The sequence below is a fragment of the Pseudomonas sp. 210_17 TE3656 genome, from assembly GCF_054821965.1.
This window is the reverse complement of record NZ_JBTRBC010000001.1, coordinates 5,561,693-5,573,852: the sequence shown is the minus strand read 5'-3', so window position 1 is coordinate 5,573,852 and position 12,160 is coordinate 5,561,693. Positions and strand designations below refer to the sequence as shown.

Sequence of the window (12,160 nt, the reverse complement as noted above, 5' to 3'; positions counted from 1 at the left end):
CAGCAGCCTGATCAACCTGGCATCTGTCGCTCTTCCAGCCCATCCAGCAACGCATCAAGCAGCGCCATGGCCATCTCCACCGAATGCTGGGTGGACCAGGCCAGGCCTCGTCCTTCCTTGTTGGTATGGCGGACGGCTTCGATAACGGTAGTACGGGCGCACTTGAGGTAAAACGAAGCATGTACCAGCGCATCTTCAGCACTGACGCCGGCGCGTACGCTGAACAAGGGCGGATGTTCCGGGCAAGAGGGGACGTCGGTCTCGAGCGTTTCAATGAGGTGCAGGCTGGGGGGATCGGGGACGGGCTTTTTCATGGTCAACTCCTAACTTGTGGAGCCGCCACACTTTCGTCGCCAAACAAATGGGTGGCAGCTGTACGCGGGTTGGCGAACCGGTAAGTTAGGAACCCGGCAGGGCCGAAGCCCTCCCGCGCACAGCCACCATAAAGCGTCATGGTGATGTCTTAACTTGTCCGGGTCGCCAAACCCGATCACTGAACATTCAGTGACCGAGCGAGCCTAGTGTGAAGACCTTCCCCGGGCAAGCTACTGAGGCCGACAGATTGCGTAGGATAGGTCCTAGGACCAGGTGCTGGCTAGTCAGGGGAATCTGATTTGCCCGGTGGGAGTGGGCTTGTCCCGCGATGAGGCCCTCGAGTTTGTGGGCATATCCATTGGCGATGGTGGCGCTGATTCACCTTTCCGCCCTTACGGCGGGTTACTTTGGCAAACGCCGGTGTGCCGGCCCAGCCCAAAGTAACGCAAAGGGCTCGCCCCACCAGGGGCCCTACGCTGCGCTGCGGGTTCCCTCCTTCCGGTGTCGCTACGGGGCATTGCGAGCTACGAGTTGCAAGCAACTCTACGCTTCGCAACTTCGGCTACGCCGAAGGCGCTGCGCGCTAGCCCCTCCACGACACCTCCACTCGGCCCTACTGGTTAACGGGGCCGGTGGATCAAGATCAAAAGCAGATCAAGATCAAGAGCACAATTCGCTTCGCTCTTGCTTTTGGGGGGAGGGCTACGTTTTGTATTGAGTCAGCTGTCTTTCTCGGAGCGGTAGCCACACAGATTGTCGGCACACCTGCGATAGGCAAGAGCGAAGCGAATTGTGCTTTTGATCTTGATCTACTGCCCCGTTAACCAGAAGGGCCGAGCGGAGGCGTTGCGAAGGGGTGAGTGCGCAGCACCTTCGGCGTAGCCGAAGTCGCGAAGCGTAGAGTTGCTTGCAACTCGTAGCTCGCGATACCCCGTAGCGACGCCGCAGCGAGGGGACCCGAAGCGCAGCGTAGGGCCCCTGGTGGGGCAAGCCCTTTGCGTTACTTTGGGGCGTTTGCCAAAGTAACCCGCCGTAAGGGCGGAAAGGTGACTAAAAGCCACCATCGCAAATGGATATGCCCACAACCATCAAAGCCCAAAAAGCCTCAGCGCTGCTGAACCCCATGCTGCACCCGCCAGGTAGCCGGTGGCACCCCGAACTGCGCAATGAACCAGCGAGTAAACGAACTAGGCATCGAATACCCCAACATATCCGCAATCCGCCCCAGCGAATAACTGGGATTCTCCAGATAACGAATCACCAGATCCCGCCGCACCCCGTTGATCAAATCACTGAACGTCACCCCACATTCCTCCAGCCGCCGCTGCAAGGTTCGCACATTCATCCCCTGGGTCTGCGCCACTTGCTCGATAGTGGCCCGCCCCATGGGCAGCAACAAATAAATGGTCTTGCGCATCTCCAGCTCCAGCGACAGCTTGCCCCCGGCCTGCAGCGTATCCAGATAACGCTGGGCCAGGCGCGCCATCGCCTCATTGGCCAGCGGATTGGCCGCATCCAGATCGGCCGCAGGGCAGACAATGCCGTTGAACTCACTGCCAAACACCAGCTTGCAACCAAAAATCCGCCGGTGAATGGCAAGGTCAGCGGGAGGATTGTGGGTGAAATTGGCACTGATCGGATGCCAGTGAGCCCCCAATACAGCCGCACACAGACGCCGCATGACCCCGATCGCAAGCTCCGTAGCCTGCCGACTGCCGCGCGGCAGGTCGCTGACCACTTCTTCACGAATGATCACCGTCTTGCCCGCGTCTTCGATATGAATCGCCAGCGCGTCATTGAGCAAATGCCGGTATTGCACGATCACCAGCAAGGCATCACGCAGCGTGCGCTGGTGACTGAGCAACAGGCTGATCTCGCCGAAGTCCGACAACTGGCGCAATTCGGCCATTCGCAGGCCAAAGGTCTCACAACCACTGACCCGCGCCGATTCCTCCAGCAGGGTAATTACGCTTGAAACCGCAAGACGTTGGTTGGGGTCATCGAGCAATGCGGCGCTCAGGCCGACCTGGGCCAGCAAGGCGTGCGGGTTCAACCCCACGTGGCGCGACACTTCGAGGTAGTTGGTCAAGCTTGCAGCACGGACGAGGGCGGTCATTTTATTGTTTTCCACGCATTTCTCATTAGGCGTCCCGCTTCTGCGGCGGGTCGCTTTTTATAGCCTGAGTGTCATCAAATGAAAAGCCGTTTCCTGCCCCTCTCCCGGAGCAATCTGCCCACCGTTCAAGCGTAGCGGACGGCTGCCCGCATCGGTGTCATCAAATGAGAAGTTACTGACGTTCAATGTAAAGCACCCGGGGGTAGGGGTGATTACTGTGACTGTCAAGCGCTCCCCCAACGTGGTGAGCAGACTGACTTGAGCATAGGTGCTGACGTGGAAAGATTGCATACCGCCGCTACCGTCCTGATCGTCCCCGGCCTGCGTGACCATGTTGCCGAGCATTGGCAGACCCTGCTCCAGGCGCGTCTGGCCAATGTGCGCTCAGTACCGCCCTTGCAGGTCAATGGCCTGGACTGCAACGCCCGGGTCGAAGCGATCCAGCGCGAGCTGGAGCAGATCGACGGTGAAGTCGTGCTGGTGGCGCACAGCGCCGGTGTGCTGATGGTCGCCCATTGGGCCGCCCGCTACGACCGGCCGATCAAAGGCGCGTTGCTGGCGGCACCACCGGACCTGAACGCTCAATGGCCTGCCGCCTACCCAAGCCCGGACACCCTGCGCGCCAATGGCTGGGCGCCGCTGCCGATCACACCGTTGCCGTTCCCGAGCATTGTTGCTGCCAGCAGCAACGATCACCTGGCCAGCCTCGAGGCGGTTACCGCCATGGCCGAAGGCTGGGGCAGCGACCTTGAATTGCTCGGCGCAGTCGGCCACTTGAACCCGGCTGCCGGGTTCGGTGCCTGGCCCCAGGCCGAAACCTTCATTCAAATGCTGGACTGTTAACCCTGCCGTCGCGCATGGACGCTTGACCAACGCCCGCACAAGTCGGGCGGCGATAACAAAAATAACAATTCGTGGAGTCATCGTAATGCCAAAACACCGCATTCAATGCGCTGTGCCGTCCCAGCGCCGTCTGCTGGCCTGTGCCATCAGTTTGCTCGCTTTGCCTGGCGCTCATGCGTTCGAAGTCGATACCGGTAACGAAGACTGGGCTGTGCGCCTGGATAACACCGTCAAGTACAACTACGGCGTACGTACCGAAAGCGCCGACAAGCGCATGTTGGCAACGCCGAACAACAACGACGGCGATTACAACTTTCGCAAAGCCGGTACCAACATCACCAACCGCGTCGACCTGCTGACCGAGCTGGATGTGATCTACCAGGGCAGCATGGGCTTTCGCGTCAGCGCTGCCAGCTGGTATGACAAGGCTTACGAGAACACCGGTTCCAATTCCAACCCATTCGTCAACGGCAATGGTGACAGTTCCGGCATCGTTCCAAGCCTTAATGGTTTGCCGGGTACCGGCACCCCGCTGGGTAGCCCGCACCTGAGCAATTATGCCCAACGCTATTACACTGGCCCGTCTGGCGAAGTGCTCGATGCGTTTGTGTTCATGAGCACTGACATCGGCGAAAACTCACAATTGAGCGGCAAGCTCGGCCAGCACAACCTGTTCTGGGGCGAGACCCTGCTCAACCCGGTGCACTCGCTCAGCTACGGTCAGTCCGGCCTCGATCTGGCCAAGCTGGCAGCCTCGCCTGGCACTGAGGCCAAGGAGCTGTTCGTACCGCGCAATCAGCTGTCCAGCTCGTTTCTGGTGAACCCGGAACTGACCATCGGCGCGCAATATTTCTTCGACTGGGATGCCGCCCGGTTGCCGGAAGCGGGCACCTATTATGGTGGTTCCGATGTGGTGGGTGAGGGCGCCCAGAGTTTCCTCCTGGGTCACACCGGCACGCCCGGGCTGATCCCGGTGCGCGGTGCGCTGACCAGCATCCGCCGTGGTCACGACCTGACCCCGGACAAGAGCGGTGACTGGGGCGTGATGGCCAAGTGGTCGCCCGAATGGCTGGGCGGCACCATGGGCTTCTACTACCGCAAAACTTCGGAAATCCTCCCGCAAGCCTGGCTCGATACCCGTGGCCTGACAGTGTCTCGTGGCCCGTTCGGCAACCCGCCTGCCGGTCGCCAAGGCGCGGTCGGCAACCTCTACAACTCGTTGCAGAGCGCCACTTACCAGTTTGCCTACGCCGATAACATCGATGTCTATGGCCTGAGTTTGTCCAAAGACGTGGCCGGCATCAGCGTCGGCAGCGACCTGAACATCCGCCACAACATGCCGCTGGCGAGCATTCCGGCCATCGTCAGTGCCCCGGGCCGAGGCGGGCTGGCTGGCGGCTTCGGCCTGTTGCCTCCACGCCTGCCGAGCAGTGGCGTGATCACTGACGTGCCCAGCGACGGCGACGGTCTGAGCGCCACCGGCCAGACACTGCACTGGACCCTCAACGGCCTGATGACCATCGCCGATACACCGCTGTTCGATAGCGCGACCCTGTTGGGCGAACTGTTCTACAGCAACCTGCTCAAGCTCGATGGCCACAACGAGGCGTTGTACAAGGGCAAGAGCAGCTACCGCGGGATCGACAAACCGACCCGTGACAACTGGGGCATCGCCGTCAACTTCACCCCGACCTGGTACCAGGTCATGCCCGGCGTCGACATGAGCATGCCGCTGTCGGTCAACGTCGGTATCGATGGTGTCTCGCCGGTGCAGGGCGGTGGCGCCGAGGACACCGGCAACTACGCAGTGGGCGTCAGCGCTGCGGTTTACAACCAGTATTTCGTCGACCTCAAGTATGTCGACAGCTTTGGCAAGACGCAGTCGTGCAAGAACGGTCAGACCGATGGCACGACTCCCAATGCCCTGGACGGCGAGCAGGATTACACCTGCTACGGCGGAGGCTATGCCTCTTTCTCTGGCGGCGGGGCGACCACTGAGGACCGTGGCGCGCTGTACCTGACCGTAAAAACCACTTTTTGAGTCACGTCTTCCTTCAGACATCACGCAGGAAAACAATCATCATGAATTACATGCGTACACTTTTAGCCACCTGCCTGTCACTGGCAGCAATCCATTCCGCCCAGGCCGCAGTATCCAGCGACCAGGCAGCCCGCCTCGGCACCAGCCTGACCCGTATCGGCGCCGAAAGTGCCGCCAATGCCGACGGTTCCATTCCTGCTTATCAGGGCGGACTGGTCACCCCACCCGCCAGCTTCAAGAGCGGCGACAGCATGCGTCCCGACCCGTTTGCCGGCGAAAAGCCGCTGATGGTCATCAATGCCAAGAACGCTGATCAGTACAAAGGCCAGTTGACCGCTACCACCCAGGAGCTGCTCAAGCGCTTCCCGACGTTCTCGGTGGATGTCTACCCGACCCATCGCACCGTCGCGCTGCCCCAGCCTGTACTGGACAACACCGCAAAAAATGCTGTCGGTGCGCACAGCAAGGAAGGCGGTACCGCGGTTGAAAACGTGCTGCCAGGGATTCCGTTCCCGATTCCGCAGACCGGTGCCGAGGCCATGTGGAACTTCCTCCTGCGCTACCAGGGCGTGAGTATGGCGGCCAAGTACGACTCATGGAACGTCGATTCCGCCGGTGTGCCGACCCTGTCCACCACCGGTCAGGCCAACATCAGCTACCCGATCTACGAGGACATGAGCAAAACCATCGGCTCCAAAGACACCTACTACCAGATGAAACTGGTGTACACCGCGCCAGCCCGACGTGCCGGTGAAGCGATGATGCTGCGTGACGCCGCCAACCCGTTGGTGCAGCCACGCAGCGCCTGGCAGTACCTGCCGGGACAGCGCCGGGTCAAGCTCGCGCCGAACCTGGCGTATGACACCCCCAACCCCGGTACCTCGGGCTCGGGTACCTATGATGACGTGTTCGTCTTCAACGGCGCCCTGGACCGTTACGACTGGACCCTGGTGGGCAAGCAGGAAATGTTTGTGCCCTACAACACCTACAAGCTCACCTACAACACCGACATCAAGCAGCTGATCACCCCCAACCATCTGGCGCCGCAGTTCGTGCGTTGGGAGAAGCACCGTGTGTGGGTGGTCGAAGGCAAGCTCAAGGACGGCGCCCGCCACATCTACCACAAGCGTCGCTTCTACCTCGACGAGGACAGCTGGATCGCTCTGGCTTCCGACCAGTATGACGCTCGTGGTCAGCTCTACCGTGGCTCGTTCGCCTTCCTCAGCCAGAGCTATGACAAACAGACCCCGGACGCCACGCCTTTCATGATCTACGACCTGATCGGCGGTACCTACAACCTCAATGGCGTGGTCGGCGCTTACGGCGGCATTCGCTACATCGACCCGCTGTCCAAGACCCAGTGGTCGCCTGAGTCCCTGGCTGGCGCCGGCATTCGCTGAGTTCGCAGGCAAGGTAGGTACGGTCCGGCATCGCAACCACGATGTCGGACCGTTGGTTGAGCAGCCTGCTGCGTGCAGCGGCGATCCGGAGGACCCGGTATGTATTCTCTCAAGCGCTGTACCGCGTTGATGCTGACGTGGGCCGCCCTTCAAGGTGCGGCACAGGCCGCACCTTACACGGATGTGCTGGATCTGCCGGCCATGCCCAGCGCCCTGGCAACAGCCAGCCCGTTGCGTGATGTAACCGGCGTCGGCGCGCGCCTGGTAGCTGTCGGTCCGCGTGGGCACATTCTGTATTCCGATGACAACGGCGGCCATTGGCAGCAGGCCAGCGTGCCGGCCAGTGCCGACCTCAATGCCGTGAGTTTCCCCAGTGCCGAGCAGGGCTGGGCGGTGGGTAATGACGGCGTGATTCTGCACAGCGGCGATGGCGGTGTGAGTTGGCAAAAGCAACTGGACGGCCGCGTGCTGGGTGAACAGGTGCTGGCCTACTACCGCGCCCAGGCCCAGGCCGCACCGCAGGACGAACGTTGGCCGACGCTGATCGCAGAAGCAGAACGGCTGGTGCAAGAAGGCGCCGACAAACCGTTTCTGGATGTCTGGTTCGCTGACGAACAGAACGGCTTTGCAGTCGGTGTTTTCAACCTGCTGCTGCACACCCGCGACGGCGGCCAGCACTGGGAGCCATGGCTGGAACGCAGCGACAACCCGCAAGGCCTGCACCTGACCAGCCTGGCCAGTGTCGACGGCACGCTGTACATCACCGGCGAGCAGGGCTTGCTGCTCAAGCTCGACGCCGATGGCCAGCACTTCACCCGCCTGACCACGCCTTACAGCGGCACATTCTTTGGTGCCGTCGGCAAGCCGGGGGTGCTCCTGGTCTATGGCTTGCGTGGCCATGTGCTGCGCAGCACCGATGGCGGCCAGAACTGGCAGCCGGTGAACACCGGTCTTGCCAACAGCATCACTGCGGCAAGCCTCGACAGCAGCGGAAAGCTGTGGCTGCTGAGCCAGGCCGGGCATGCGCTGCTCAGCCGCGACGATGGCGCCAGCTTCGTCCAGATCAGGCAAACGGCACGCACACCGATCAGCGCGGCGACATTCGATGCCGCGACCGAGCTGGTGCTGGTGGGCGAACGTGGCGTACGCACGCTCGCCGTTGAATAACTGCCGTCCCCATAACAAGAGATAAACCTGATGGCCAATATCCAACAAGACACCTTGCCGGTGATCCGCACCCTCGGCGAATTCGACACCCGCTCCGGCAACTGGCTGGAACGTCTGGTGTTCAATCATCGACTGCCGTTCATGCTGATGATGCTGCTGGCGACCCTGGTGCTGGGGTTCATGGCCGTGACTCGCCTGGAGCTGCGGCCCAGCTTCGAGAAGATGATTCCGCAGAGCCACCCCTATATCCAGAACTACCTGGAAAACCGCCAGTCGTTGCGCGGCCTGGGCAACTCGTTGCGGGTGGTGGTGGAAAACACCGAGGGCGACATCTTCGACCCGGCCTACCTGCAGACCCTGCGGCAGATCAACGATGAGCTGTTCCTCAGCCAGGGCGTCGACCGCGCCTGGATGAAGTCACTGTGGAGCCCGGCGGTACGCTGGACTGAAGTCACCGAAGAAGGCTTCCAGGGCGGCCCGGTGATGCCCGACAGCTATCAGGGTTCGGCAGACGACATCGAGCAACTGCGCCAGAACATCGAGCGCGCGAATATCGTCGGCAGCCTGGTCGCCCGCGACTTCAAGTCGAGCATGCTGATCGTGCCGCTGCTGGACCAGGACTCGGCCACCGGTCGTGGTATCGACTACCACGCGTTCTCGCAAAAGCTTGAGCAACTGCGCAGCCAGTACGAAGCGCAGGGTACCTACAAGATTCATGTGATCGGCTTTGCCAAGCTGATGGGCGACCTGATCGACGGGCTGATCCAGGTCATGCTGTTCTTTGCCCTGGCGGTACTGACCACACTGGTGATCATCTACCTCTACACCCGCTGCGTGCGCAGTACCTTGCTGGTGGTGGTGTGCTCGTTGACGGCGGTGGTCTGGCAACTGGGCATTGTCGCCTGGCTGGGTTATGCCATCGACCCTTATTCGATCCTGGTGCCGTTCCTGATTTTCGCCATTGGCGTATCGCACGCCGCGCAGAAAATGAACGGCATCATGCAGGACATCGGCCGCGGCACCCATCGCCAGGTCGCCGCCCGCTACACCTTCCGGCGCTTGTTCGTGGCCGGTGTCACCGCGTTGCTCGCCGATGCGGTGGGCTTTGCCGTGCTGATGCTGATCGACATTCCGGTGATCAAGGACCTGGCCATCACCGCCAGTATCGGCGTGGCGGTATTGATCTTCACCTCGTTGCTGCTGATGCCGGTGGCGCTGTCCTATGTCGGTGTCGGGCGCAAAGCCGCCGAGCGCGCCTTGCGCATTGACTCGCGGGCCGCCGAACACCGTGGCTTCGGCAAGCTCTGGGACCTGCTCGACCGTTTTACCACGCGTAAATGGGCGACCGCGGCCTTGCTGGTGGCCTCAGTCCTGGGGGTAGGGGGCTTTGCCCTGAGCCTGCAATTGAAGATCGGCGATCTCGACAGCGGCGCCCCGGAGCTGCACGCCGATTCACGTTACAACCGCGACAATGCCTACATCACCGGTCATTACGCGCTGTCCAGCGACACCTTCGCGGTGATGATCAAGACCGCTCCCGAAGGTTGCCTGCGCTACCAGACCCTGGTGCTCGCCGACCGCCTGGCCTGGGAGCTGCAACAACACGCCGGGGTGCAGACCACGCTGTCGTTGACCAACGCGGTGCGCCAGATCACTGCCGGTACCTACGAAGGCAACCCCAAGCTCAACAGCATCCAGCGCAACCAGGACGTGCTCAACTACGCGGCGCAACAGGCCTCGGTCAACGCCCCGGAGCTGTTCAACAACGATTGCTCGCTGATGCCGGTGATCGCCTACCTCAAGGACCACAAAGCCGACACCCTGGATGAAGTGGTCGCGGTGGCCGAGCGCTTCGCCCAGGCCAACAGCAGTGAAGACCGTCAGTTCCTCCTGGCCGCCGGCAGTGCCGGTATCGAAGCGGCGACCAATATCGTCGTGCGCGACGCCAACCGCACCATGCTGTTGCTGGTGTATCTGGCGGTCACGGTGTTCTGCCTGATTACCTTCCGCAGCTGGCGCGCAACCCTGGTGGCGGTGCTGCCGCTGATGCTCACTTCGGTGCTGTGCGAGGCGCTGATGGTGATGATGGGCATCGGCGTCAAGGTCGCCACCTTGCCGGTAATCGCCCTGGGTGTGGGGATCGGCGTCGACTATGCGCTGTACCTGCTCAGCGTCCAGCTGCACTACCAGCGCAAAGGCATGCCGCTGTCCGAGGCCTATGAGAACGCCGTGGCCTTTACCGGCCGGGTGGTCGGTCTGGTCGGCATCACCCTGGCTGCCGGCGTGGTGGGCTGGGCCTGGTCGCCGATCAAGTTCCAGGCCGACATGGGCATCCTGCTGACCTTCATGTTCCTGTGGAACATGCTCGGCGCGCTGATCCTGATTCCGGCCCTGTCGTATTTCCTCCTGCCTGGCAACAAGGCCCAGGTTACTGCTCCCGGCACCGTCGCTGACGACCGGTTAAAACACACCACCCAAGAAGTAGAGTGTTCGCAAAATGTCTGATTACCTACCACCTTTGCGCGATATGGATTTTCTGTTCAACGAGGTCTTCGACATTCCGGCCATCTGGTCACGGATACCCGCGTTGGCCGAGCAGGTCGATGCCGACACTGCCAAGGCGATTCTCGAACAGGCCGGCAAGCTCATTGCCCAGGTGGTGGCGCCGCTTAACCGTAGCGGCGACGAGCAGGGCTGCCGCTGGGAAGCGGGCCGGGTAATCACCCCGGATGGCTTCGCCGAAGCCTATCGCCGCTATGCCGAGGATGGCTGGGTGGGTGTGGCGGGCGCGGTGGAGTACGGTGGCATGGGCATGCCCAAAGTGATTGGCGCCCAGGTCGAGGAAATGCTCAACGCCGCCAACCTGTCCTTTGGCCTGTACCCGATGCTGACCGCAGGCGCCTGCCTGTCGCTGCTCAACCACGCCAGCGATGAGCTCAAGGCTCAATACCTGCCGCCCATGTACGAAGGGCGCTGGACCGGCTCGATGTGCCTGACCGAACCGCATGCCGGCACCGATCTGGGCTTGATCCGCACCCGCGCCGAGCCTCAGGCCGATGGCAGCTACCGCATCAGTGGCACCAAGATCTTCATCACCGGTGGTGAACAGGACCTGACGGAAAACATTATCCACCTGGTGCTGGCCAAGCTGCCGGATGCGCCGCACGGCGCCAAGGGCATCTCACTGTTCCTGGTGCCGAAGGTAATGGTCGAGGCGGACGGTTCGCTGGGCGAGGCCAACGCGGTCAGTTGCGGTTCGATCGAACATAAGATGGGTATCAAGGCCTCGGCCACCTGCGTGATGAACTTCGATGGCGCCGTCGGTTACCTGGTCGGTGACCTGAACAAGGGCCTGAACGCCATGTTCACCATGATGAACTACGAGCGCCTGGGCGTTGGTATCCAGGGCCTGGCCTTGGGCGAGCGTTCTTATCAGAACGCCATCGAGTACGCCCGTGAGCGTCTGCAAAGCCGCGCGCCAACTGGCCCGGTAGCGGCCGAACAGCCTGCCGACCCGATCATCGTGCACCCGGACGTGCGGCGCATGCTGCTGAGCATGAAAGCCCTGAACGAAGGCGGGCGGGCATTTTCCACTTATGTCGCACTGCAACTGGACCTGGCCAAGTACAGCCAGGACCCTGCCGAGCGCAGCCGTGCCGAAGCACAAGTGGCGTTGTTGACGCCCGTGGCCAAGGCGTTCCTGACCGACATGGGCCTGGAAACCACCGTTCATGGCCAGCAGGTGTTCGGTGGCCACGGTTATATCCGCGAATGGGGCCAGGAGCAGTTGATTCGCGATTGCCGCATTACCCAGATCTACGAAGGTACCAATGGCATTCAGGCCATGGACCTGCTGGGCCGCAAACTGGTCGCCGACGGTGGCCGGGCTTATGCGGTGCTCTCTGCGCAGATCAAGGCATTCGCCGAATCGCTCGGTGCCTCGCGTAGCGAATTCAGCGCACCGCTGCTGGCCGCAGTCGCCAACCTGGACGAACTGACCGCCTGGGTGCTCGACCGCGCACAAGGTAACCCACAGGAGATTGGTGCGGCAGCGGTGGAGTACCTGCATGTGTTCGGCTACACGCTGTACGCCTACATGTGGGCGCAGATGGCCGATGTCGCCCTGGAGCAAGCACAGCAATCAGGCTTCTACGCCAGCAAACTGGGCACTGCGCGGTTCTATTTCGCGCGCCTGTTGCCGCGCATCCAGTCGCTCAGCGCCACGGTCAAAGCCGGCAGCGCCAGCCTGTTCCTGCTCGACGCCGATCAACTGTGAAG

General features: G+C 61.7%; 8 protein-coding genes. 6 read left to right on the top strand and 2 right to left on the bottom strand.

The features are described from left to right. Window positions 1-11: 11 nt before the first annotated feature. Together ACVI9W_RS25420 and ACVI9W_RS25415 are read right to left on the bottom strand one after the other, a co-directional pair. Window positions 12-314, bottom strand: coding sequence for a DUF6124 family protein (locus ACVI9W_RS25420; RefSeq protein ID WP_461531715.1), 303 nt, complete (start codon window positions 312-314; stop codon window positions 12-14). A 1,106-nt stretch (window positions 315-1,420) separates the two neighbouring features. Beyond that, window positions 1,421-2,431, bottom strand: a complete 1,011-nt coding sequence (locus ACVI9W_RS25415) for an AraC family transcriptional regulator (RefSeq protein WP_157192479.1) — start codon at window positions 2,429-2,431, stop codon at window positions 1,421-1,423. Between the two features lie 276 nt (window positions 2,432-2,707). On the opposite strand from ACVI9W_RS25415, the gene ACVI9W_RS25410 reads away from it, so the two are divergent. The 6 genes from ACVI9W_RS25410 to ACVI9W_RS25385 all read left to right on the top strand — a co-directional run bounded on the left by ACVI9W_RS25410 (window position 2,708) and on the right by ACVI9W_RS25385 (window position 12,158). After that, complete coding sequence (locus tag ACVI9W_RS25410; protein ID WP_157192480.1) at window positions 2,708-3,274, top strand: RBBP9/YdeN family alpha/beta hydrolase; 567 nt, start codon at window positions 2,708-2,710, stop codon at window positions 3,272-3,274. A gap of 85 nt (window positions 3,275-3,359) precedes the next feature. After that, window positions 3,360-5,315 (top strand): DUF1302 domain-containing protein, encoded by a 1,956-nt coding sequence (locus tag ACVI9W_RS25405; RefSeq protein ID WP_461531714.1) that lies wholly within the window; start codon window positions 3,360-3,362, stop codon window positions 5,313-5,315. A gap of 41 nt (window positions 5,316-5,356) precedes the next feature. Then, window positions 5,357-6,715, top strand: a complete 1,359-nt coding sequence (locus ACVI9W_RS25400) for a DUF1329 domain-containing protein (RefSeq protein ID WP_461531713.1) — start codon at window positions 5,357-5,359, stop codon at window positions 6,713-6,715. Window positions 6,716-6,814: 99 nt separating this feature from the next. Continuing rightward, a complete protein-coding gene (locus tag ACVI9W_RS25395; protein WP_461531712.1) occupies window positions 6,815-7,882 on the top strand; it encodes a WD40/YVTN/BNR-like repeat-containing protein in 1,068 nt (355 codons plus the stop codon). 30 nt (window positions 7,883-7,912) lie between these two features. After that, the gene (locus tag ACVI9W_RS25390; RefSeq protein WP_461531711.1) at window positions 7,913-10,387 is read left to right on the top strand and encodes an efflux RND transporter permease subunit; all 2,475 of its coding nucleotides are present in this window, start codon (window positions 7,913-7,915) and stop codon (window positions 10,385-10,387) included. Next, window positions 10,380-12,158, top strand: coding sequence for an acyl-CoA dehydrogenase C-terminal domain-containing protein (locus tag ACVI9W_RS25385; protein ID WP_461531710.1), 1,779 nt, complete (start codon window positions 10,380-10,382; stop codon window positions 12,156-12,158). The genes ACVI9W_RS25390 and ACVI9W_RS25385 overlap by 8 nt, the downstream gene beginning before the upstream one ends. Window positions 12,159-12,160 lie beyond the last annotated feature (2 nt).